This is a genomic window from Streptomyces sp. NPDC028928 (genome assembly GCF_055564915.1).
The window spans coordinates 352,774-374,971 of the sequence record NZ_JBVHVI010000003.1 but is presented as its reverse complement, the minus strand read 5'-3'; the positions used below and the strand labels follow the sequence as shown (position 1 = coordinate 374,971).

The window sequence follows — 22,198 nt, the reverse complement described above, 5'->3', positions numbered from 1 at the left end:
CAGTACCTTGTGCACGATGTACTTGTGCGCCACTTGTTCCGGGGGAGGCCGGCCATGACCGAGGGCACCGCTGTCGACACGCGTCCGACGAAGATCATGTACGTCGCCGAGGCCACCGCCCACGGCGGCCGGGACGGCTACGTCACCAGCCAGGACGGCCGGATCGAGCTGAAGGTGGCGATGCCTCCGGAGCTGGGCGGCGACGGCAACGGCACCAACCCGGAGCAGCTGTTCGCGGCCGGTTTCAGCTCCTGCTTCCACAACGCGCTGATCCTGGTCGGCAACCGCGCGGGCTACGACCTGACGGGCTCCACCGTGGCCGCGAAGGTCGGCATCGGCCCGAACAGGCACCGCGGCTACGGCCTCGCGGTCGCCCTCAGCGTCTCCCTGCCGGTCCTGGACCCGGAGCTGGCGGCCCGGCTGGTGGACGCGGCGCACGAGGTCTGCCCGTACTCGAACGCGACGCGCGGCAACATCGACGTGTCGATTCTGCTGGGCTAGGCGTACTGAGGAATCCAAGGCCGCGCCCCCGTGTTTCACTCATGGTCGTAAGCGAGTGAAGGGACCCGGCGTGGATGTGAACGTGAACGGCACGGTGGCCGAGGGCTTCGAGCCGGTCAGGGAGGCGTTCGCCGCGAACTTCGCGCAAGCCGGCGAGCGCGGCGCGGCCGTCGCCGTCTACCGCGACGGACACCGGGTCGTGGACCTGTGGGCCGGGACGAAGGACGTGGACGGCACGGCTCCCTGGGAGTCCGGCACCGCGCAGGTCGTGCGCTCGGCCACCAAGGGCGTCGCCGCAGCCGCCCTCCTGCTCCTGCACCAGCGCGGTGAGCTGGACCTGGACGCCCCGGTCGGCACGTACTGGCCGGAGTACAAGGCGGCCGGCAAGGATCACACGCGCGTGCGGGACCTGCTGGCGCACCGCGCGGGCGTGCCCGTGCTGGACCGCCCGCTGACGCCCGCCGAGGCCGCCGACCCCGACCGGGGCGCCGCGGCCGTCGCCGCACAGGCGCCGGTGTGGGAGCCGGGCACGGACCACGGCTACCACGCCCAGACCTACAGCTGGCTCACCGGCGAACTGCTCCGCCGGGTCACCGGCCGCCCGGTCGGCGACTGGATAGCGGACGAGATCGCCCGTCCGGCCGGCGCGGACCTGTGGCTCGGTCTGCCGGAGTCGGAGCACGCGCGCGTGGGCCGCGTCGGCCCGGTGGAGGCGCCCGAGAGCGCGGGCGGTCTGCGGACCCGCCCCAAGCGCGCGGTCGCCGAGGCCTACGCCGACCCGGAGTCGCTGACCCGCCGCGCGTTCGCCGCGATCACCCCGCTTCCCGACGAGAACGACCCCGCGTACCGCGCCGCCGCCCTGCCCGCCTCCAACGGCATCGCCACGGCCGACGGACTGGCCCGCTTCTACGCCTCGCTCATCGGCGAGGTGGACGGCGGCACGCGGCTGTTCACCCCGGGGACCATGGAGCTGGCCCGGGCCGAGCGGTCCGCCGGGCCGGACCGGGTGCTGGTGGTCGGCACCCGGTTCGGCCTCGGCTACATGCTGCACGGCGCCGCGTCCCCGCTGCTCTCCCCCGCCTCCTTCGGCCACCCCGGCCGGGGCGGCGCGCTCGGCTTCGCCGACCCGGAGACCGGTGTCGCCTTCGGCTATGTCACCAACGGCTTCCGGCGGAGCGTGACGGCGGACCCGAGGGCGCAGGCGCTGGTACGAGCGGTACGCACGGCGCTCGCCTGATCCGCGGGCGCCCTCGGCACGCGCCGGGCGCGTGTCACACGTGGATGGGGTGCGAGGTCCGCCCGGACGCCTGGTCGATCTCCTCGTGGGCCTTGGTCAGCAGCTGCATGGCCAGTTCGTTCAGGGCACGGGCGCCGGCGATCTCCTCACCGACCCGGGGCTGGTTCGCGTCCACGCGGTGCCGGCTGGCACGGCCGTGGGCCCGCACCTCGCTGCCGTCGGGCAAGCGCACCAGAGCCACCGCGCGCGTGTGCTGATCGTCCTCCTGGAACTCGAGCTCGACGTGCCATCCCACAGCGGTGTGCATCATGACGACCACCTCCGAAAAACCGCTGATTCCAGGGTGCGCCACGGCACCCCGGCCCGTCATGTCGGGCTGGGCGGCCGCTAACCGGCGCGCAGCATCAGCCCGATCCCGACGACCACCAGGCCCGCCGCCACGATCCGGGGCGCGCCGAAGCGCTCCTTGAAGAACAGGGCGCCGATGGCCGCGCCGACGATGATGGACGACTCGCGCAGGGCGGCGATCGGGGCGAGCGCGGCGCGGGTCTGGGCCCACAGCACCAGGGCGTACGCGGCGACGGACAGGGCGGCGCCGAGCAGCCCGAGGGCGGCGTACGGCCGGAGCAGCCGTACCGTGTCGCCCCGCGCGCGGGCGTACAGGAACGCGGGCAGGACCGAGCCCTGGACGACCATGAGCCAGGCGATGTACCCGAGCGAGGTGTGCGCCGCCCGGACTCCCATGCCGTCGATGACCGTGTACGCGGCGATCGTCAGACCGGTGGCGAGGGCCGCGCCGATCGCCGCCCAGTCGGGCCGCTTCCCGCGCAGTCCCCACAGCCCGACCCCGCCGAGTCCCAGGCAGGACACGGCGACACCGGCGCCCGCCCAGGCGCCGGGCACCTCGTGCGCGAAGACGGCGGCGAGCAACGTCACGACGAGCGGGGCGCTGCCGCGCGCGATGGGGTACGCCTGCCCGAAGTCACCCAGCCGGAACGAGGTCATCAGCAGGGTGTAGTAGGCGATGTGCACGGCGGCCGACGCGAACAGGTACGGCCAGGCGGCCCCCGCCGGGAAGCCCGCGAACGGCGTGATCGCGAGCCCGATCACCAGGCCGCCACCGGATATGAGAGCGAACCCGACCAGCTTGTCGGTGATGCGGTGGGCGATGGCGTTCCAGCTGGCGTGGGTGACGGCGGCGACCAGAACGGCCGCCGCGACGGCCGGCGTCACGCCTGCTGCTCGCGCACGTCCACCAGCGTCGCGCCCGCGTGGGCGACGAGTTCCTTCGGCTCGACCGGAAAGACGGTGTACGGCGTCCCGGCCGCCGCCCACACCACGTCGTGCGCGAGCAGCGACCGGTCGGCGAGCACACGCGTGCGCGTACGGTGCCCGAAGGGCGGCACCCCGCCGATGGCGTACCCGGTGGTCTCCCGCACCACCCCCGCATCGACCCGGCCGACCTCCCCGGCCCCCAACTCCTCCCGCACCCGCTCCACATCCACCCGCGAGGCCCCGTCCATCAGCACCAGCACCGGCACCCCGTCGGCGGCGAACACCAGCGACTTGCAGATCTGACTCAACTCGCACCCGATGGCAGCGGCGGCCTCGGCAGCGGTCCGCGTCGCCTCCGGAAACCGCCGGCTACGCGCGAGCACCTCCTCCAGCCCGAGCGCCCGCAGCGCTTCGGCGAACCGGGGATGAGCCCCGAAGTCTTCGGCGTCAGTGGCGGCTTTCGTCGTCATGGTCGGCACGGTACGACATCGCCTGCGGCGAGCTCACGCGGATTTACCGGCCGTGATCAGCCGACGGCGAAAAGCCGGTGAGGGTGCGGCTCCGTCACCGCGGGCACCCTCACCGGCCGCTCGTTCAAGAGGCGTTGCGCGTCAGGCGCGTACCAGCTCCTTCTCCTCCTCCGGGTCGGCGTGGGCGCGCAGGCCCTCGCCCTCGACGTCCACGTTGGGCAGCGCGCGGTCGAGCCACTTCGGCAGCCACCAGGCGCGCTTGCCGAGGAGGGCGAGGACCGCCGGGACGATGGCCATGCGGACGATGAACGCGTCGAAGAAGACGGCGATCGCGAGGCCGAAGCCGATCATCTTGACCATCGACTCGCTGGAGCCGATGAAGCCGGAGAAGACGGCCATCATGATGACGGCGGCGGCGGTGACGACGCGGGCGCCGTGCTTGAAGCCGGTCACCACGGCCTGGCTGGGCCGCTCGCCGTGGACGTACGCCTCCCGCATGCGGGTCACGAGGAACACCTCGTAGTCCATCGCGAGGCCGAAGACGACGCCCACCATGAAGATCGGCATCATCGACATGACCGGCCCGGTCTCCTCGACGTTCATCAGGCCGGACAGCCAGCCCCACTGGAAGACCGCGACCACGGCGCCGAGGGCCGCCATCACGCTGAGCAGGAAGCCGAGGGCCGCCTTCAGCGGGACCAGGACCGAGCGGAAGACCACGATCAGGAGCAGGAACGCCAGGCCCACCACCAGGGCCAGGTACGGCAGCAGCGCGTCGTTCAGTTTCTGCGAGACGTCGATGTTCATCGCCGTCGAGCCGGTGACCAGGACCTGGGAGCCGGTCTCCTGGGCGACGTCCGCGCCCTTGTCGCGGATGGCGTGCACCAGGTCCTCGGTGGTGGTCGAGGACGGCTTGGAGTTCGGCACCACCGTGATCGTCGCGGTGTCGCCGGCCTTGTTGGGCGCGGCCGGGGTGACCGTGACGACGTCCTTCAGGCCCTTGATCTCCTCGCCGACCTTGGTGAAGGCCGCCTTGGGGTCGTCGCTGCCCTTGGCGTCGACGACGACCATCAGCGGGCCGTTGAAGCCGGGTCCGAAGCCCTCGGAGAGCAGGTCGTAGGCGCGCCGCTGGGTGGTGGAGACGGGCTGGGAGCCGTCGTCGGGCAGGCCCAGCTCCAGGGAGGCGGCCGGGACCGCCGCCGCGCCGAGGCCGAGGACGCCGAGCAGGAGGACGGCGACCGGGCGGCGGACGACGAAGCCGGCCCAGCGGGTGCCCATGTTCGGACGGCCCGGCTCCTTCGGCGTACGGCCGCCGCCGAGCAGCTTGCTCTTCTCGCCCGCCGGCTTGATCCGGCGGCCGGCGTAGCCGAGCAGCGCCGGGATCATGGTCAGGGCGATGAGGACGGCGATGGCGACCGTGCCCGCCGCCGCGACGCCCATCTTCGTCAGCATCGGGATGTTGACGACGGACAGGCCGACCAGGGCGATGACGACGGTCAGGCCCGCGAAGACCACCGCCGAGCCCGCCGTACCGACCGCGCGGCCGGCCGCGTCCTCGCGCTCGCGGCCCTCGGCCAGTTCGGCGCGGTAGCGGGAGACGATGAACAGGGCGTAGTCGATGCCGACGGCGAGGCCGATCATCGATGCCAGGGTGGAGGTTGTGGAGCCCAGGTCCAGGGCGCTGGCGAGCGCGGTGATCGTGGAGACGCCGATGCCGACCCCGATGATGGCGGTGAGCAGCGGGAATCCGGCCGCGAGCAGCGAACCGAAGGTGATCACGAGGACGACCGCGGCCACCGCGATGCCGATGACCTCGCTGGAGCCGGTCTCGGGGGTCGCGGTCAGCGCGTCACCGCCGACCTCGACGGTGAGGCCCGCGTCCCGCGCGTCCTGCGCGGCCTCCTTCAGGGCGTCCTTGGAGGAGTCCTCCAGCTCCATGCCGGAGACCTTGTACTTCACCGAGGCGTAGGCGATGGTGCCGTTCTTGCTGACGGCGTGCCCGGTGTAGGGGTCGGCGACGGAGGCGACCTCGGAGCCGCTGCCCAGCTCCTTGACGGTCTTGCGGACGGCCGCCTTGTTGGCGGAGTCCGTCATCTTCTCGCCCTGCGGGGCCTTGAAGACGACCCGGGCGGTGGCGCCGTCGGCGCTCATCCCGGGGAAGCGCTGTTCCAGCAGGTCGAAGGCCTTCTGGGCCTCGGTGCCGGGGATGGAGAAGGACGTGTTGCCGGCGGCCGGCGCGGAGGCGGCGCCCACCCCGGCGAGGGTGAGCAGCGCGACCCATATGAGGGCGACGAAGTGCCGTCGCCGGAAGGCGAGGCGGCCGAGTTTGTAGAGGAACGTGGCCACGGAGGCGTACTCCCGGTCAGTCGTTGGGTTCAGCTGGGCAGGGGCGATCAGCCCGACGACGTGAGCGGTGACGTCAGGTGGTGGGCTTGCTGGGGAGAGGGTTCAGCTCGTGGGAACGCCGAGGGCGGGGAGGACCACGGCGTCGATGTACGAAAGGAGGAAGGTCTGGGTCGGCGGCTGTTCGTCGATCATGGTGCGGGCGGCGAACGCGCCGACCATCATGTGCATCACGAACCCGATCGCGGGGTTGTCCGCACGGATCTCGCCCCGGTCGACCGCCCGTTGCAGCACGCGGCGGAAGTCCGCCATCTCCGGCTCGATGAGGTGCTCCCGGAACGCCTTGAGCAGATCCGGGTTGCCGTGCACCGCCATGGCCAGGCCCCGCATCAGCGCGGAACTCTGCTCCATCTCGCAGTCGTCCGCACGCAGGGTGAGCGCGTGCAGATCGCCCTTGAGGGAACCGGTGTCGACGTCCCCGACCCGGCCCGGCTTGTTGTGCCGCACGGCCTTGGCGACCAGTTCGGCCTTGCCGCCCCACTGGCGGTAGAGCGTGGCCTTGCTGGACCGGGTGCGGGCGGCCACGGCGTCCATCGTCAGGGCGTCGTAGCCGACCTCCCGGAGCAGGTCGAGCACGGCCTCGTACAGCTCGGCCTCGCGCTCGGGCGTGATCCGGCTGCGACGCGTCGCCGCCACGGCTTCGGTCATGCCCGTCACCTTCCCGCTCCGGAGTCTTCGTACATCCAAGAAGATACCCCCTGCACTTGCGAAACGAAACCGTTTCGTACGTGTGCTGGGTCACGAAGGTGAAGCCCCCATAAGTTGCTGGCGCCGGTGCACCGGAAAAGCATGGGGAGGTGAGCTATCTGCGCCTTCCCCACCTCAGTGGTGACCTGCTCTGCTTCGTCGCCGAGGACGACCTCTGGCTGGCCCCCCTCGACGCCCCGGGCCGCGCCTGGCGGCTCACCGCGGACCGCACCAAGGCCGGACACCCTCGCTTCTCGCCCGACGGCCGCCGGATCGCCTACACGACCTGGCGCAGCCTCGTCCCCGAGATCCACCTCGTCGACGTCGACGGCGGACCCGCCCGGCAGTTGACGTACTGGGGCAGCGCCGACACCCAGGTGTGCGGCTGGACCCCGGACGGCGACATCCTCGCCGTGGCCTCCCACGGCCAGCCCTTCTCGCACTTCACCTGGGCCTACAAGGTCCCCGCCGACGGCGACCCGGGCGGCCGGCTGCCCTGGGGCCCGGTCACCGACATCCAGGTCGCCGACGTGGACGGCGTCCACAAGACCCTGCTGCTCACCGGCACCCCGCCGCACGAACCGGCCGCCTGGAAGCGGTACCGCGGCGGTGCCATGGGCCGGCTGTGGCTGCACGGGCAGCGGCTGCTGCCGGACCTCGACGGCCATCTGGCCTGCCCCCTGTTCGTCGCCGGCCGGATCGCCTTCCTCTCCGACCACGAGGGCGTCGGCAACCTCTACTCCTGCGCCCACGACGGCACCGACCTGCGCCGGCACACCGACCACGACGCCTTCTACGCCCGGCACGCCTCCAGCGACGGCGAGCGGGTGGTCTACCAGTGCGCGGGTGACCTGTGGCTGGTGGACGACCTCTCCCCGGACGGCGTACCGCGCAAGCTCGACATCCGGCTCGCCGGGCCGCGCACCGGCCGCCGCCGCTACCAGGTGCCGGCCGCGCAGAACATCGACGGCATCTCGCCGGACGAGACCGGCCGGGCCAGCGCGGTCGTCGTCCGCGGCAGCCTGTACTGGCTGACCCACCGCGACGGCCCGGCCCGTACGATCACCGACACGCCCGGCGTCCGGGTACGGCTGCCGGAGATGCTGGGCTCCACCGGGCAGATCGCCTACGTCACCGACGCCGAGGGCGCGGACACCGTCGAGATCGTCCACCTTCCCCGCGCCACCGGCGGCCGCGCCCCCCGCCGGCCGGCCTCCGGCACCCTGGGCCGGGTCCTGGAGCTGGTCTCCGACCCCCAGGGCGAACGCCTGGCCGTGGCCTCGCACGACGGCCGGCTGCTGCTGATCGACGTGCCGGAGGAGGAGACGGAGGAGGAGACGGAGACAGGGGCGGAGGCGGAGACAGGGGCGGAGGCGGAGACGGAGACACCGGAGCCACAGGAGTCGCAGGAGCCGCAGGCCGGGAGCGATGAGCCCGGTGCCGCCGGACCGCGCGGCACCGTCACCGAGCTGATCCGGTCCGTCAACGGCCCGGTCCGCGACCTCGCCTTCTCCCCCGACGGCTGCTGGATCGCCTGGTCGCACCCCGGCATCGGCCGCTCCCTGCGCCAGATCAAGCTGGCCCGCATCAAGGACCGGCTGATCGTGGACGTGACGAACGGCCGCTTCGAGGACGAGAACCCGGTCTTCACCCGCGACGGCCGCTACCTCGCCTTCCTCTCCTGGCGCGGCTTCGACCCGGTCTACGACGTGCACACCGGCGACCTGTCCTTCCCGCTCGGCTGCCGCCCCTACCTGGTCCCGCTCTCCTCCGCGACCCCCTCCCCCTTCGCCCTCAACCCCGAGGGCCGCCCGGCCGCCGGCGGGCTCGACCCGCTGGAGGACGAGGAGACCGGCGAGGCCGGCGCGGTGACGGTCGAGGTGGAGGGACTGGCGAACCGGGTCACGCCGTTCCCGGTGATCGCCTCCAAGTACTCCGGGCTGCACCCCGTCGCGGGCGGCGGTCTGGTCTGGCTGCGCTGGCCGATCTCCGGGGCGCTCGGCGAGACCTTCGTCAACCCGGCCGACACCAGCGGACGCCCGACCCTGGAGTACTTCAACATCACCAAGGCGAAGAAGTCCGAACTCGTCGACCACCTGGACTGGTTCGCGGTGAGCGGCGACGGCACCCGGCTCGTCGTGGTGGACGAGGGCGACCTGCGGGCGGTGCCGTCGACCGAGATCGGCGACGCCGACTCGACCGTCTGGATCGACGTACGCCGGATCCTGCACGAGGCCGACCCGCCCGCCGAGTGGCGCCAGGCGTACGACGAGGCGGGGCGTCTGATCCGCGCCTACTTCTGGGAGCCGGGCATGTGCGGAATCGACTGGGACGCGGTGCTCGACCAGTACCGCCCACTGGTCGAACGCGTCGCCTCCCCCGACGAGTTCGCCGACCTGCTGCGCGAGGTCCTCGGCGAACTGGGCACCTCCCACGCCTATGTCACCGCCGCCCGCCGCAACGAGGGCCCGCCCCACTACCAGCGCTGGCAGGGCCTGCTCGGCGCCAACTTCGTCCGCCGCGACGGCCGCTGGGTGGTCAAGCGGATCCTGCCCGGCGACTCCTCCGACTCCAAGGCCCGCTCCCCGCTGGCCGGCACGGGCATCCGCGAGGGCGCCGTCCTGACCCACGTCGACGGCCGCCCGGTCGACCCGGTGACCGGCCCGTATCCGCTGCTGGCCGGCTCGGGCGGTACGACGGTGGAGCTGACGTTCCTCACGGCCGAGGGCGACACCGGGCACGCGCGGCGGGTGGCCGTCGTCCCGCTCATCGACGAACGGCCGCTGCGCTACCAGGACTGGGTGGCCAAACGCCGGGCCGTGGTGCGGGAGTTGAGCGGCGGCAAGTGCGGCTATCTGCACATCCCCGACATGGGCGGCTCCGGCTGGGCCCAGTTCAACCGCGACCTGCGGATGGAGGTGTCCCGGCCCGCGCTGATCGTGGACGTGCGCGGCAACGCGGGCGGGCACATCAGCGAACTCGTCATAGAGAAGCTGACCCGTACGATCCTGGGCTGGGACCTGACCCGGGACGCGCAACCGGTGTCGTACACCTCGAACGCCCCGCGGGGTCCGGTGGTGGCCCTGGCCGACGAGGCGACCTCGTCCGACGGCGACATGATCACCGCGGCCTTCAGGCTGCTGAAGCTCGGCCCGGTCGTCGGCCAGCGCACCTGGGGCGGAGTCGTCGGCATGACCGGGCGGCACCGGCTCGGTGACGGCACCGTCATCACCGTCCCGATGAACGCGGCCTGGTTCGACGCCTACGGCTGGTCCGTCGAGAACCACGGCGTCGCCCCCGACCTGGAGATCGTGCGCACCCCCCTCGACTGGGCCGAGGGGCGCCACGCCCAGCTGGCCGACGCGGTGGAGCTGGCGCTGAGCCTGCTGGAGACCAACCCGGCGGCGATCCCCCCGGACTACAGCGACGTGCCGAACCGCTCGCGTCCGAAGCTGCCGCCGCGGACCGGCACATGACGGAACGTGGGGCGCCCTCCGGGAAGAAGGGCGCCCCACGCCGACCGAAGCTCAGCGGCTAGGACTCGTAGTCCCGGCGGAGCCGGTCCTCCACCTGCTGCTCCGTGTCCTCGATGTCACGGTAGTTCTGACCGCCGCGCTGCGGCTGCTGGCCCTGCCGGCCGCTCTGCTGACCGCGCTGGCCGGCCTTCTCCTTGGCCTGGCCCATCTTCTCCTTGGCCTGCTCCTTGGCCTGGCGCGACTTGTCCTGGAACTGGTCCTTCATACCCATGTGGGTTCACTCCCGTGGTGGGTGGGGGTTCAGGCCCCTCTGTGGGGCCTCGACCAGATTCACACGCCCGAACACGCCCTGCATGTCGATCAGTCACGCTGCGTAGCCCTGGCTGCCTCGTCGGCCGCCCCACCTGCGCCGACGAGCCCCGAGCGCATCCCCTGCAGCCGCGGCGCGAACCGCTTCATCTCGCGCTGTCCGACCGTCCCGATGAGCGCCGGCAGATACCCGCGCACGCCCTGCATGCCCCGCAGCCACCACTGCCCGTACACATGCGCCGAGCGCCGCTCGATCCCGGCCACGAGCCGGTCCACCGCGGGACCCAGCGGGTACGTCTTGTTCGACGGCCACGGCAGCCGCTGGCGCAGCTCCCGCATCACGTCGTCCTGGTCGGCGCCGCGCACCATGTCGGTGTCGGTCCAGGACAGGTACCCGACGCCGACCCGCACGCCCTGGTAGCCGACCTCGGCGCGCAGACTGTGCGCGTACGCCTCCACACCCGACTTGGACGCGCAGTACGCCGTCATCATCGGCGCCGGGGTGATCGCGGCGAGCGAGGCGATCTGCAGCAGATAGCCGCGGCTCTCGACCAGCACCGGCAGGAACGCGCGCGCGGTCACCGCCGAACCGATCAGGTTCACCTCGATCACCCGCCGCCAGGCCTGCGGATCGGAGTCGGCGAAGGGCCCGCCGGTCGCCACACCGGCGTTGGCGACGACGATGTCGACCTTCCCAAACCGCGCCTTCACCTCCTGCGCGACCCGGCTCATCGTCTCGTGGTCGGTGACGTCGGCGTACCAGTGGGCGCTGTCGGTGTGCAGCCGCCCGGAGACCTCCTTGAGCGCCTCCTCCTCCAGTCCGACCAGCGCGACCTTCGCCCCGCGCGCGGAGAGTTTGCGCGCCAGCAGCTCGCCGACGCCGCGGGCCGCTCCGGTGACGACCGCGACCTGCCCTTCGAGGCTGACCCTGCTCATGCGACCTCCTTGATCCGCACGGGGTCGGCCCCCGTGACATAGGTGTCGACGAGTTCCCGTATCCGGCCGGTCACCAGCTCGGGCGCCTCGATCGGGGTCATGTGGCCGATGCCGGGCAGCTCGGTGAGGCCGACGCAGTGCGGCAGCGCGGCGGCCAGCGCCCGGGCGTGCACCGGGGGTGTGAGCCGGTCGTCGGTGCCCTGCACCACCGCGGTGGGCGGGCTCAACTCCCGTACGCCGTGGTCGAGGTCGAGCGCCGAGAGAACGGCCGACCAGGCATGTCGGACGGCGCGCGGGCAGGCGTGCACGATCCGCGCGCAGGCCTCCACCCGGTGCGGGGCGGAACCGGCGCCCATGGTGGCGTACTTGAGGACACGCATCGCGAGCGGCGTGACCGGACCGAGGGGGGCGCGCGAACCGAGGATGCGCCCGGTGATCCAGGTGCGCACCCGCCCGGCGCGCAACGGCACCACGCGCGCCTCGGCGACCAGCCGCGAACTGCCCGTGCTGCACAGCAGGACGGCGGCGGCGTGGTCTTGGAAGCGGGGGCGGCCGGACGCGGCCATGACCGTCATGCCGCCCATGGAGTGGCCGACGACGACCGCCTTCTCCCCGGGCGCGAGAGTCGCCGCGAGCACCGCTTCGAGATCGTCCGCCAGCGCCTGGGTGGTGCACGCGGGGCTCGCGGGACTGCGCCCGTGCCCCCTCTGGTCGTAGGCGATGACCCGGTGGTCGGCCGCCAGCTCCCGTACCTGGGCCGCCCAGAACGCCGTCGAGCAGGTCCAGCCGTGGGAGAGGACGACCGGGGGCGCGTTCTCCGGGCCGTGCACCTCGACGTGCAGCCGCGCGCCGTCGGCGGAGACGGCGGTGAGGGTGCGGGCGGGGACGGGCGGGGCGTAGGGGCCGCTCGTGACGGAGGCGGTGCGGCTCATGCGACGGCCTCGCTCTTGCGCGCGGGGGCCGTCACGGGCTTCCGGATCACCTCGTACTCCGCGAGGTCCACCCGCCGGGTCGCGCGCCGGAACTCGGTGGTCGTGCCCGGCCAGATGGTGGTGTTGCGGCCGCTCGCGTCCAGGTACCAGCTGGTGCAGCCGCCGGTGTTCCACACGGTCCGTTTCATGCGTTCCTGGACCTTGTGGTTCCAGGCCTCCACGGCGCCGGGCCGGGCGTCGAGGGCGGTACCGCCGCCGAGGACGTCGAGCTGGCGCAGATAGTCGGCCATGTAGTTCAGCTGGGACTCGATCATGAGGATCATGGAGGAGTTCCCGAGGCCGGTGTTGGGGCCGATGATCGTCATCCAGTTCGGGAACCCCGCCGCCGAGGCGCCGCGCAGCGCCTGCATACCGCTCTTCCAGGACTCGGCGAGCGTGACGCCCTCCGCGCCGACCACCCGCTCGGCGATGGGCATGTCCGTGACGTGGAAGCCCGTACCGAAGATGATCGCGTCGACCTCGGCCGCGGTGCCGTCGGCCGCCACGACCGTCGAGCCGCGGATCTCGCTCAGCCCGCTCGCGACGACGTCCACATTGGGCTTGGCCAGCGCCGGGTAGTACTCGCTGGACAGCAGGATCCGCTTGCAGCCGATGCGGTAGTCGGGGGTGAGCTTGGCGCGCAGGGCCGGGTCCTTGATGGCGCGGGCCATGTTCCGCTTGGCGAGCTGTTCGACGAGGCCGAGTTCGTCCGGGCGCTTGGTGAACGCCTGCACCTGCAACTCCCGGATGCCCCACAGCAGCCCGCGCCGGGCCTGGGCGGTGACGGGCAGCCGCCGGTGCAGCCACCGCTCGGCGCCGCTGATCGCCCGGTCGACGCGGGGCATCACCCACGGCGGGGTGCGCTGGAAGAGGGTGAGCCGGCCGGCCTGGGGCTGGATGGCGGGCACGATCTGGATCGCGGAGGCGCCGGTGCCGACCATGGCGACCCGCTTGCCGCGCAGGTCGTAGTCGTGGTCCCAGCGGGCGGAGTGGAACACCTTGCCCGGGAAGGAGTCGAGGCCCGGGATCTCGGGGACCTTCGGGTCGGACAGCGGCCCGGTGGCGGAGACCACGACGTCGGCGCTCAGCGCGCCGCGGGTGGTCTCGATGTTCCACCGCAGCTTGTCGTTGTCCCAGGTCATCAGCTTGACCTCGGAGTCGAAGCGGATGTGCGGGCGCAGTCCGAAAAGGTCGGTGACATGCTCCAGGTAGGCGCGGATGTGGCGCTGCCCGGAGAAGGTGCGCGGCCAGTCGGGGTTGGGCGCGAAGGAGAAGGAGTAGAGGTGCGAGGGCACGTCGCAGGCGCACCCGGGGTAACTGTTGTCCCGCCAGGTGCCGCCGACGCTGTCGGCGCGCTCCAGGACGACGAAGTCGGTGATCCCCTCGCGGCGCAGCCGGACGGCGGCCCCCAGACCGCCGAACCCGGACCCGATCACCGCCACCCGTACATGCTCGTGCTCGGCCATCCCGAAGCCTCCACGCATCACCTAGGACTCTGCCAGTGATTACTGGCGCAATGGGACTGTAGAGCAGCCGCGTACTGAGCGGTAGGGGGCGGGGGCGGGAAAGTTACCGGCGGTACACCATAGGCTGCGGGAGTGGCAGAGGACGCAGAACACCCCGGGGCCAGGCGTGAGTACCGCATGGAGGAGCTGGCCCGGCTGGCCGGCATCACCGTGCGCACCCTGCGCTTCTACCGCGAACGCAAGCTGATACCGCCACCCCGCCGAGAGGGCCGTATCGCCTGGTACGACGACCACCACCTGGCCCGGCTGCGCACCATCGCCGCCCTGCTGGAGCGCGGCCACACACTGAACGGCATCGCGGAGCTCGCGGACGCCCTCGACCAGGGCCGCGATGTCGCCGACCTGCTCGGCGTCGGCACCCCCACCGAGGAGGAGCCGGTCCGCCTCACCCCCGAGGAACTCGCCGCCCGCTTCGAGGGCGAGGTCACCCCGGAGAACCTCGCGGCCGCCATGGAGCTGGGCTACCTCGGCACCGACGGCGACGCGATCGTCCACATCAGCCGGCGCCTGCTGGACGTGTCGTCCGCACTGGTCCGCGAGGGCATCCCGCTCGCCGAGGTACTGGCGGCCGGCGCCCGTGTCCGCGAACACGCCGACGCCCTGGCCGAACTCTTCGCCGACCTGGTCCTGCGCCACGCCCCCGAGGAGGACCTGCCACGACTGCGCCCACTGGCCCGCAGTGTCGTGGAGGCGGAACTCTCACTGGCACTGGACCGCCGGCTGAACAAACCGGAGCAACGGCCTCAGAGGTCGTAGACGACCGTGACCGGCGCGTGGTCCGACCAGCGCTCGGCATGCGTGGCCGCGCGCTCCACCAGACCCTTGACCGCCTTGCCGGCCAGCCCGGGCGTGGCGACGTGGTAGTCGATACGCCAGCCGGAGTCGTTGTCGAAGGCCCGCCCCCGGTACGACCACCAGGTGTACGGCCCCTCGGCGTCGGGGTGCAGGGCGCGGACCACGTCGACGTACCCGCCCTCGCCGGCGGCGAACACCCGGCCGAGCCAGTCCCGCTCCTCGGGCAGGAAGCCGGAGTTCTTGGTGTTGCCGCGCCAGTTCTTCAGGTCGGCCTGCTGGTGGGCGATGTTCCAGTCGCCGCAGACGAGGACCTCGCGCCCGTCGGCGGCGGCCCGCTCCCGCAGCTCCTTCAGATGGGCGAGGAACGCGTCCATGAAGCGGATCTTCTCGTCCTGCCGCTCGGTACCGACCTCGCCGGAGGGGAGATAGAGGGAGGCGACGGTGACGCCGGGCAGCTCGGCCTCGACGTACCGTCCGCTGCCGTCGAACTCGGCGGAGCCGAAGCCGACCCGGACCCGGTCGGGCTCGCGCCGCGTGTAGAGGGAGACGCCCGCGCGGCCCTTGGCGGCGGCCGGGGCGTGCACCACGTACCAGCCGTCGGGCTGCCGGACCTCCTCGGGCAGCTGGTGCGGCTCGGCGCGCACCTCCTGCAGGCAGACCACATCCGCCTCGGTCCCGGCGAGCCACTCCACGAAGCCCTTCTTCGCGGCGGCCCGCAGTCCGTTCACGTTCACCGAGGTCACAGTCAGCACCAGGGCACGATACCGGCACACTGGTCCGGGTCCGCAAAATCACGGGCCCCCGCCTCCTGCATAGAAGTACGATACTCAGCATGATTATTCGCCGCGTTCGCTTCGATCACCCCGACGCCGTGAAGCTCAACGACGAGGTTCAGGCCGAGTACCACCTGCGCTACGGCGACGGGGGCGACGCCACGACCCTGGACGCCACGGACTTCGACCCGCCCCGGGGTGTGTACCTGATCGCGTACGACGAGCACGACCGCCCGGTGGCCACCGGCGGCTGGCGCAGCCAGGACCGCAACGAGGAGGGCAACGAGGACGGCGACGCAGAGCTGAAGCGGATGTTCGTCATCGAGGAGATGCGCGGCCGGGGCCTGGCCCGCCGGATCCTCGCGGCCCTGGAAGAGGACGCCCGCATGGCGGGCCGGGTCCGCATGGTCCTGGAGACCGGCACCAAGCAGCCGGAGGCCATAGCCCTGTACACCTCCAGCGGCTACGAGCCGTGCACCAAGTTCGGCTACTACCGCCACTACGAGGACAGCCTCTGCTACGCCAAGCGACTCTGAGCGACCGACGGCTCGGCGCGTCCGCGAGCCATCCGGGCCGCCTCCAGTGGCCCGGGTCCGCCCCCGGAAACGACGAAGATCCCGACCGGTCATGAAGACCGACGGGATCTCGTCGTGCAGTGGACCTGAGGGGATTTGAACCCCTGGCCCCCTCGATGCGAACGAGGTGCGCTACCGGACTGCGCCACAGGCCCTTGCAACGAGTGAAACTTTAGCATCCCGATCGGGGTGCTTGGAAATCCGCTCCCTGACTGGTCAGGGCGGGGATTCCGGAGGGTGACCTGGGTCACTCGTTGGCCGCGCGCGGGCGGTCGCCGTCCTCGTACTGGTCGAAGAGCGGCGTGCGTCCGCGTTCCCGCGCCCGCCGTGCCGAGGCCGCACGCCGGGCGTCACTGGGGCCGCCCGCCGGCTTCTCCCCGGCCGCGGGCGCCGGCACCCCCGCCTCGGCCTGCGGCGCCTGCGCCTCCTGCTCCGGGGCGACGGCGCTGGAGCGCGCCGAACTCCAGGTGTCGGGCGCGCCCAGGTCCACGTCGGAGGTGGCGCGCGGGGCGACCGGCGCGGTGACGTACGTCGGCAGGGGCACCGGCACCGGGTCCCAGCTGTCCCCGTGGCCGGGCCGGCGCTGCCGCTCGCGCTGCTGGTCGACCCACTCGGCGTGATCGGTCTGCTCGACGAGGGCGCGCCGGTCGGCGGCGAGCGCGGAGAGGCCGGTGTCCGTCCCGGTGGCCGGGGCTTCCTCCGTCTCGTCGGCGCCGGGGCCCGCGTCGAGCGGCGCGCGGCGGTGCGGCTGGCGCTCCCGCAGCCGCTGGGCCGCGGCCTCGGCGTGCAGGCGGTCCATCTGGTAGGCGAAGCGGCGGCGCTCCTGTGTCCGCAGGTAGGCGATGTACCCGCTCAGCAGGACCGCGGGCACGCCGGGCGCCCACAGGAAGGCGAGTCCGCCGACGGCGGCCACGATCGCGCCGAGGGTGAAGGCGAGGAAAAGCATCACCGTGGTGCGCCGGCGCCGGGCGAGCACCTTCGAGCGCCGGGCGCGCGCCGCGGCCGTCTGCGCCGAGGAAGCGTGCGCCGAGGGCGCGTGCTTCTGCGCCGGCACGAACACGGGGGCGGATTCGGGCGCCGGCTCGGGGGCCGGGTCGCGCGCCGGGTCGGCGTTGCCGGGCGGCTCGACCTCCGGCGCCGCCTGACGGCGGGTCGGAGGCACGGCGAAGGCCCGGACGTCCACCGCGTCGGTGACGGCGTCCGGATCGACGGCGTCCGGCTCCCCCTCCTGGGCGGAGCGCGCCTTCAGGTCCCTGGCGTACCGGCGCTCCATACCCGCCCGTCCGGACAGCAGCCGGATGGCGGTGCTGAAGCGTTCCGTCGGACGGGCCTCGTTCAGCTCGTCCTGCCTACGGAGCCACATCGGCACCAAGTAGGCGGCCCAGGCCCCGACAATGACTGCGTAGATGAGGCCGCTGCTGCTCACGCCTCACACGGTAGAGGGGTTTGCGTGAGGCCATCCGCCAATTGGGCCGGTGTGTCGCACGATCTGGCTGATATTTCGAGCATTTTTTTCGGCGGTGTGATCAGTTCAATTTCGAACACATTTTCAATTTACTGTTCTGATCACTGGCTCTCGGTGCGCTGGGCCCCTTGCGAGCGTGCCCGCTTCCAGCGCGCGAGCAACCCGTCGGGCACCTCTTCCGCGGTGAGCGCGAAGACGAGATGGTCGCGCCACGCGCCGTCGATGTGCAGATAACGCGGCCGGAGCCCCTCCTCGCGGAATCCGAGTTTCTCGACCACCCGCCGGCTCGGCCGGTTCTCGGGGCGAATGCAGACCTCGATGCGGTGCAGACCGACGGTGCGGAAACAGTGGTCCACCGCGAGCGCGACGGCCGTCGGCATCACCCCGCGTCCGGCCACCGCCTCGTCCACCCAGTAGCCGACGTGACCCGAGCACATCGACCCCCAGGTGATCCCGGCGACCGTCAACTGCCCGACCAGCCGCCCTTCGTACTCGATGACGAACGGCAGCATCCGGCCCGCCCCGGCCTCCGAGCGCAGGTGCCGGACCATCTGGCGGTAGGTCGGCCGGTGCACGATCGGCCCGCTCGGTGTGGGCGGCGGGATCGTCGCCTCCCAGGGGCGCAGCCACTCGCGGTTGCGCCGGTTCACCTCGCGCCAGGCCCGCTGGTCGCGCAGCTTTATCGGCCGGAGGACGACATCGCCGTCCGCCAGTACGACGGGCCAGGAAGGGCTGTTCAGCTCGCACCCCCGCTGCTTTCGGGTCTGGGGTGGTCACCGCCGCGGATCTGGTCGACGGCGTGGGCCAGCAGGGGCTCCAGTACGGCGAGGCCGTCGCGCACACCGCCGCTCGAGCCGGGCAGGTTGACGATCAGCGTCCGCCCGGCGACCCCGGCCAGGCCCCGGGACAGCGCGGCGGTCGACACCTTGTCCCGCCCGTGGGCGCGGATGGCCTCCGCGATGCCCGGCACCTCGTAGTCGATCACCGCGCGGGTCGCCTCGGGGGTGCGGTCGGTGGGCGAGACGCCGGTGCCGCCGGTGGTGACGACGGCGTCGTACCCGGACTCGACGCCCTCGCGCAGGGCCGCTTCGACGGGGGCGCCGTCGGGGACGACCCGGGGGCCGTCGACGTCGAACCCGAAGCTCCTGAGGCCGTCGGCGACCAGGGGGCCGCCCTTGTCCTCGTAGACACCGGCGGCGGCCCTGTTGGAGGCGGTGATCACCAGAGCGCGGTAGGTCATGCCCGGCTCCAGTCGCCCGACTTGCCGCCCGTCTTCTCCTCCACCCGTACGTCCGTGATGACCGCTCCCTTGTCGACCGCCTTGACCATGTCGATCACGGTGAGCGCGGCGACCGTCACCGCGGTGAGGGCCTCCATCTCGACGCCCGTGCGGTCCGTCGTCTTCACGGTGGCCCGGATCTCCACGGCGTCGTCCGCGACCGACAGATCCAGTGTCACACCGGACACCGACAACGGGTGGCACAGCGGGATCAGATCCGGGGTGCGCTTGGCACCCATGATCCCGGCGATGCGCGCGGTGGCGAGGGCGTCCCCCTTGGGCACCCCCTCACCGCGCAGCAGCTCGACCACGCGGGGGGACACGAGGACCCGGCCGCTGGCGCGGGCGGTGCGCGCGGTCACGTCCTTTGCGGATACGTCGACCATGCGGGCCGCGCCCGCGTCGTCGATGTGCGTCAGTCGGTCCTGCGAACTCATGGTGGCGGCGCTCCCGGTCCGGGCCCGTCGCAGTGCGGTGCACGGGCCTGCTGTCCGCGACACCGTACCGCCAACCAGGAGGGCTCAGCCGAGCAGGACCACCTCGACCTCGGTGCCGGGCTCGGCGGACTCCATGTCCTCGGGCAGGACGATCAGCGCGTCGGCCTGGGCCAGCGCCGCGATCAGGTGGGAGCCGGAGCCGCCGACGGGGATCACCTCGCCGTCGGCGTACGACCCGCGCAGGAACTGCCGGCGGCCCTTGGGCGAGCGGAGGGCCTGGTCCGCCTTCAGGGTGGCCCGGGTGCGGGGCCGGTGGACGTCCTCCAGGCCCATCAGGGTGCGGATCGCGGGGCGGACGAACAGCTCGAAGGAGACGTACGACGACACCGGGTTCCCGGGCAGCGCCAGCAGCGGTGTGTGGTCGGGGCCGATGGAACCGAAGCCCTGCGGCTTGCCGGGCTGCATGGCGAGCTTGCGGAACTCCACGCCGCTGCCCGCCTCGTCCGCGTCCCCGGCGTACGACAGCGCCTCCTTGACGACGTCGTACGCCCCGACGCTCACCCCGCCCGTGGTCACCAGCAGGTCCGCGCGGATGAGCTGGTCCTCGATGGTGGTGCGGAGGGTCTCGGCGTCGTCGGCGACGGCACCCACCCGGTAGGCGATGGCGCCCGCGTCCCGCGCGGCGGCGGTCAGGGCGAAGCTGTTGGAGTCGTAGATCTGGCCGGCGGCCAGCTGCTCGCCGGGCTGGACGAGTTCGCTGCCGGTGGACAGCACGACCACGCGCGGGCGCGGGCGCACCCGGACCGTGCCGCGGCCGATCGCGGCGAGCAGCGCGATCTGCGGCGGGCCGAGGACCGTCCCGGCCGCCAGGGCGAGGTCCCCGGCCTTCACGTCGCTGCCCTTGGCCCGCACGTGCGCGCGTGCCTCGGCGGGGCGGTACACGTGCACCTGCCCCTCGGCGCCCTCCGGGGCCAGGCTGCGCGCCCGCATGCCGCTCACCGGGCCCTCGCCGAGCCCGCCGTCGGTCCACTCGACGGGGACGACGGCCTCGGCGCCGGGCGGCAGCGGCGCGCCCGTCATGATGCGCGCGGCCTGTCCGGGGCCGACCCGGACCAGGTCGGCCGCGCCCGCCGCGACGTCCCCGACGACCTCCAGGACGGCCGGGAACTCCTCGCCGACGCCCGCCACGTCCGCGACCCGCACCGCGTACCCGTCCATGGAGCTGTTGTCGAACGGGGGCAGGGACACCGGCACCGTGACGTCGTCGACCAGGACGCAGCCCTGGGCGTCGAGCAGTTGCAGCTCGATGGGTTCGAGAGGGCGGACGGTCGAGAGGATGTCCTCCAGGTGCTCGTCCACCGACCACAGGTCGTCCGGGCCGGCGGTGCGGGTCGCGGCGCTGCTCAAGATTGCTGCATCTCCTCGGCTACGAAACTGCGGAGCCAGGTCCGGAAGTCCGGGCCCAGGTCTTCACGTTCGCACGCGAGTCTGACAATGGCACGCAGATAGTCGCTGCGGTCCCCGGTGTCGTAGCGGCGGCCCTTGAAGACGACGCCGTGCACGGGGCCGCCGACCTTCTCGTCCTGCGCGAGCTGCTGGAGGGCGTCGGTGAGCTGGATCTCGCCGCCCCGGCCCGGCTCGGTCGTGCGCAGTATGTCGAAGATGTGCGGGTCGAGGACGTAGCGGCCGATGACCGCGTAGTTCGACGGGGCGTCCACCGGGTCGGGCTTCTCGACCAGTCCGGTGACCTTCACGACGTCGCCGTCGGCGGTGGCCTCCACGGCCGCGCAGCCGTAGAGGTGGATCTGCTCGGGCGCGACCTCCATGAGGGCGATGACGCTGCCGCCGTGCTGCTCCTGGACGTCGATCATGCGCCGCAGCAGCGGGTCCCGCGGGTCGATCAGGTCGTCACCGAGGAGGACGGCGAAGGGCTCGTGGCCGACGTGCGGGGCGGCGCACAGCACGGCGTGGCCGAGACCCCTGGGGTCGCCCTGGCGCACGTAGTGCATGGTCGCCAGGTCGCTGGACTCCTGCACCTTGGCGAGCCGCTCGGCGTCGCCCTTCTTCTCCAGCGCCGATTCCAGCTCGTAGTTGCGGTCGAAGTGGTCCTCCAGGGGGCGCTTGTTGCGCCCGGTCACCATGAGGACGTCGTCGAGCCCCGCCGACACGGCCTCCTCGACCACGTACTGGATCGCCGGCTTGTCTACGACCGGCAGCATCTCCTTGGGAGTGGCTTTGGTAGCCGGCAGGAACCGGGTGCCGAGGCCGGCCGCGGGAATGACAGCCTTGCTGATCCTGGAGTGGGACTGAGTCATGCCCGCCACCCTATCCGGTGCCTTTGTTGGGAATCTGTGGCTCCGGTTGCTTGACCCTCATATGACCTGCATTAAGAAGGGCGCGAGAACGACCAGTGGAACACGACGGACGTACGGACGAGCCTGACAAGCGCATGTTGCGGCGGGAGTTCCTCTCGGTGAGGAACAGGTTGACGGCGGATGACGTGCGGGAGGCGGGCCGTGCACTGGCGGAGCGCGCCCTGGAGCTGCCCGAGCTGGCGCACGGTCGCACGGTGGCGGCGTACGTCTCCGTGGGGAGCGAGCCCGGCACGCTCGCTCTGCTCGACGTGCTGCGCGCGCGGGGCGTGCGCGTCCTGCTCCCCGCGCTCCTGCCCGACAACGACCTCGACTGGGGCGAGTACACCGGCCCCGACTCCCTCGCGCGCGTCCAACATGGCGGAAAAATGGCGCTCTTCGAGCCCTCCGGAGCGCGGCTGGGACCGGACGCCGTGACGGCCGCGGACGTCGTCCTGCTGCCCGGGCTCGCGGTGGACGCGCGCGGGATGCGCCTGGGACGCGGCGGAGGGTCGTACGACCGCGTCCTCGCCCGCCTGGAGCGCGCGGGCGCACACCCCCGGCTCGTGGTGCTGCTGTACGACACGGAGGTCGTCGCCCGGGTCCCGGCGGAGGCGCACGACAAGCCGGTGCACGCGGTGGTGACGCCGTCGGGAGTGCGCAGCTTCCCGGGCCCTGGGCCGGACCCGTCCCGCTGATGCGGAACGGCCCTCCACGCGCGTGCGTGGAGGG

General features: G+C 72.4%; 22 protein-coding genes and 1 tRNA gene. 6 read left to right on the top strand and 17 right to left on the bottom strand.

Annotated elements, in window-relative coordinates:
* Positions 1–54: 54 nt before the first annotated feature.
* Positions 55–501, top strand: a complete 447-nt coding sequence (locus ACZ4U1_RS10800; protein ID WP_467902024.1) for an organic hydroperoxide resistance protein — start codon at positions 55–57, stop codon at positions 499–501.
* A 76-nt stretch (positions 502–577) separates the two neighbouring features.
* Positions 578–1,738: a serine hydrolase domain-containing protein gene (locus ACZ4U1_RS10795; protein WP_467902277.1), complete on the top strand. Its 1,161-nt coding sequence runs from the start codon at positions 578–580 to the stop codon at positions 1,736–1,738.
* 34 nt (positions 1,739–1,772) lie between these two features.
* On the opposite strand, the gene ACZ4U1_RS10790 is transcribed toward ACZ4U1_RS10795, so the two are convergent.
* The 5 genes from ACZ4U1_RS10790 to ACZ4U1_RS10770 form a co-directional block, all read right to left on the bottom strand.
* The gene (locus ACZ4U1_RS10790) at positions 1,773–2,048 is read right to left on the bottom strand and encodes a DUF1876 domain-containing protein (protein ID WP_467902023.1); all 276 of its coding nucleotides are present in this window, start codon (positions 2,046–2,048) and stop codon (positions 1,773–1,775) included.
* A 77-nt stretch (positions 2,049–2,125) separates the two neighbouring features.
* On the bottom strand, positions 2,126–2,971 hold the full coding sequence (locus ACZ4U1_RS10785; protein ID WP_467902022.1) for an EamA family transporter: 846 nt from the start codon (positions 2,969–2,971) through the stop codon (positions 2,126–2,128).
* Complete coding sequence (locus ACZ4U1_RS10780) at positions 2,968–3,483, bottom strand: YbaK/EbsC family protein (protein ID WP_467902021.1); 516 nt, start codon at positions 3,481–3,483, stop codon at positions 2,968–2,970. Before ACZ4U1_RS10780 ends, ACZ4U1_RS10785 begins: the two co-directional genes overlap by 4 nt.
* A 141-nt stretch (positions 3,484–3,624) precedes the next feature.
* The gene (locus tag ACZ4U1_RS10775) at positions 3,625–5,829 is read right to left on the bottom strand and encodes an MMPL family transporter (RefSeq protein WP_467902020.1); all 2,205 of its coding nucleotides are present in this window, start codon (positions 5,827–5,829) and stop codon (positions 3,625–3,627) included.
* 102 nt (positions 5,830–5,931) lie between these two features.
* Positions 5,932–6,534 carry a TetR/AcrR family transcriptional regulator gene (locus ACZ4U1_RS10770; RefSeq protein WP_467902019.1) on the bottom strand — a complete coding sequence of 201 codons (603 nt, stop codon included), beginning with the start codon at positions 6,532–6,534 and terminating at the stop codon, positions 5,932–5,934.
* A gap of 149 nt (positions 6,535–6,683) precedes the next feature.
* Between ACZ4U1_RS10770 and ACZ4U1_RS10765 the strand changes: the two genes are divergently transcribed.
* On the top strand, positions 6,684–10,049 hold the full coding sequence (locus tag ACZ4U1_RS10765) for a S41 family peptidase (RefSeq protein ID WP_467902017.1): 3,366 nt from the start codon (positions 6,684–6,686) through the stop codon (positions 10,047–10,049).
* Positions 10,050–10,107: 58 nt separating this feature from the next.
* On the opposite strand, the gene ACZ4U1_RS10760 is transcribed toward ACZ4U1_RS10765, so the two are convergent.
* From ACZ4U1_RS10760 to ACZ4U1_RS10745, 4 genes are all read right to left on the bottom strand, one after another.
* A complete protein-coding gene (locus ACZ4U1_RS10760) occupies positions 10,108–10,320 on the bottom strand; it encodes a hypothetical protein (RefSeq protein WP_467902016.1) in 213 nt (70 codons plus the stop codon).
* A gap of 89 nt (positions 10,321–10,409) precedes the next feature.
* Positions 10,410–11,294 carry an SDR family oxidoreductase gene (locus tag ACZ4U1_RS10755; RefSeq protein ID WP_467902015.1) on the bottom strand — a complete coding sequence of 295 codons (885 nt, stop codon included), beginning with the start codon at positions 11,292–11,294 and terminating at the stop codon, positions 10,410–10,412.
* The gene (locus ACZ4U1_RS10750; RefSeq protein ID WP_467902013.1) at positions 11,291–12,226 is read right to left on the bottom strand and encodes an alpha/beta fold hydrolase; all 936 of its coding nucleotides are present in this window, start codon (positions 12,224–12,226) and stop codon (positions 11,291–11,293) included. Before ACZ4U1_RS10750 ends, ACZ4U1_RS10755 begins: the two co-directional genes overlap by 4 nt.
* Complete coding sequence (locus tag ACZ4U1_RS10745) at positions 12,223–13,731, bottom strand: flavin-containing monooxygenase (protein ID WP_467902012.1); 1,509 nt, start codon at positions 13,729–13,731, stop codon at positions 12,223–12,225. Before ACZ4U1_RS10745 ends, ACZ4U1_RS10750 begins: the two co-directional genes overlap by 4 nt.
* 177 nt (positions 13,732–13,908) lie before the next feature.
* Here ACZ4U1_RS10745 and ACZ4U1_RS10740 point away from each other — a divergent pair, with 177 nt between their 5' ends.
* Positions 13,909–14,547 (top strand): MerR family transcriptional regulator, encoded by a 639-nt coding sequence (locus tag ACZ4U1_RS10740; RefSeq protein ID WP_467902275.1) that lies wholly within the window; start codon positions 13,909–13,911, stop codon positions 14,545–14,547.
* On the opposite strand, the gene ACZ4U1_RS10735 is transcribed toward ACZ4U1_RS10740, so the two are convergent.
* Positions 14,535–15,338 carry an exodeoxyribonuclease III gene (locus ACZ4U1_RS10735; RefSeq protein ID WP_467902010.1) on the bottom strand — a complete coding sequence of 268 codons (804 nt, stop codon included), beginning with the start codon at positions 15,336–15,338 and terminating at the stop codon, positions 14,535–14,537. The two genes, ACZ4U1_RS10740 and ACZ4U1_RS10735, sit on opposite strands and share 13 nt — an antisense overlap.
* A gap of 80 nt (positions 15,339–15,418) precedes the next feature.
* Between ACZ4U1_RS10735 and ACZ4U1_RS10730 the strand changes: the two genes are divergently transcribed.
* Positions 15,419–15,895, top strand: coding sequence for a GNAT family N-acetyltransferase (locus ACZ4U1_RS10730; RefSeq protein ID WP_467902009.1), 477 nt, complete (start codon positions 15,419–15,421; stop codon positions 15,893–15,895).
* Between the two features lie 120 nt (positions 15,896–16,015).
* Here ACZ4U1_RS10730 and ACZ4U1_RS10725 read toward each other — a convergent pair.
* From ACZ4U1_RS10725 to galU, 7 genes are all read right to left on the bottom strand, one after another.
* Positions 16,016–16,089: transfer RNA gene (locus ACZ4U1_RS10725), tRNA-Ala, on the bottom strand.
* A gap of 92 nt (positions 16,090–16,181) precedes the next feature.
* Positions 16,182–17,360 carry a divisome protein SepX/GlpR gene (gene sepX, locus ACZ4U1_RS10720; protein WP_467902008.1) on the bottom strand — a complete coding sequence of 393 codons (1,179 nt, stop codon included), beginning with the start codon at positions 17,358–17,360 and terminating at the stop codon, positions 16,182–16,184.
* A gap of 140 nt (positions 17,361–17,500) precedes the next feature.
* Positions 17,501–18,139: a GNAT family N-acetyltransferase gene (locus tag ACZ4U1_RS10715; RefSeq protein ID WP_467902273.1), complete on the bottom strand. Its 639-nt coding sequence runs from the start codon at positions 18,137–18,139 to the stop codon at positions 17,501–17,503.
* Positions 18,136–18,639, bottom strand: a complete 504-nt coding sequence (locus ACZ4U1_RS10710) for a MogA/MoaB family molybdenum cofactor biosynthesis protein (RefSeq protein ID WP_467902007.1) — start codon at positions 18,637–18,639, stop codon at positions 18,136–18,138. The genes ACZ4U1_RS10715 and ACZ4U1_RS10710 overlap by 4 nt, the downstream gene beginning before the upstream one ends.
* The gene (moaC, locus tag ACZ4U1_RS10705) at positions 18,636–19,115 is read right to left on the bottom strand and encodes a cyclic pyranopterin monophosphate synthase MoaC (RefSeq protein ID WP_467902006.1); all 480 of its coding nucleotides are present in this window, start codon (positions 19,113–19,115) and stop codon (positions 18,636–18,638) included. The genes ACZ4U1_RS10710 and moaC overlap by 4 nt, the downstream gene beginning before the upstream one ends.
* 84 nt (positions 19,116–19,199) lie before the next feature.
* Entirely contained in the window at positions 19,200–20,522 is a 1,323-nt protein-coding gene (gene glp, locus ACZ4U1_RS10700) for a molybdotransferase-like divisome protein Glp (protein WP_467902004.1), read from the bottom strand.
* Positions 20,519–21,430, bottom strand: a complete 912-nt coding sequence (gene galU, locus ACZ4U1_RS10695) for a UTP--glucose-1-phosphate uridylyltransferase GalU (protein WP_467902003.1) — start codon at positions 21,428–21,430, stop codon at positions 20,519–20,521. Before galU ends, glp begins: the two co-directional genes overlap by 4 nt.
* A 134-nt stretch (positions 21,431–21,564) precedes the next feature.
* On the opposite strand from galU, the gene ACZ4U1_RS10690 reads away from it, so the two are divergent.
* Positions 21,565–22,164: a 5-formyltetrahydrofolate cyclo-ligase gene (locus ACZ4U1_RS10690; protein ID WP_467902272.1), complete on the top strand. Its 600-nt coding sequence runs from the start codon at positions 21,565–21,567 to the stop codon at positions 22,162–22,164.
* Positions 22,165–22,198 lie beyond the last annotated feature (34 nt).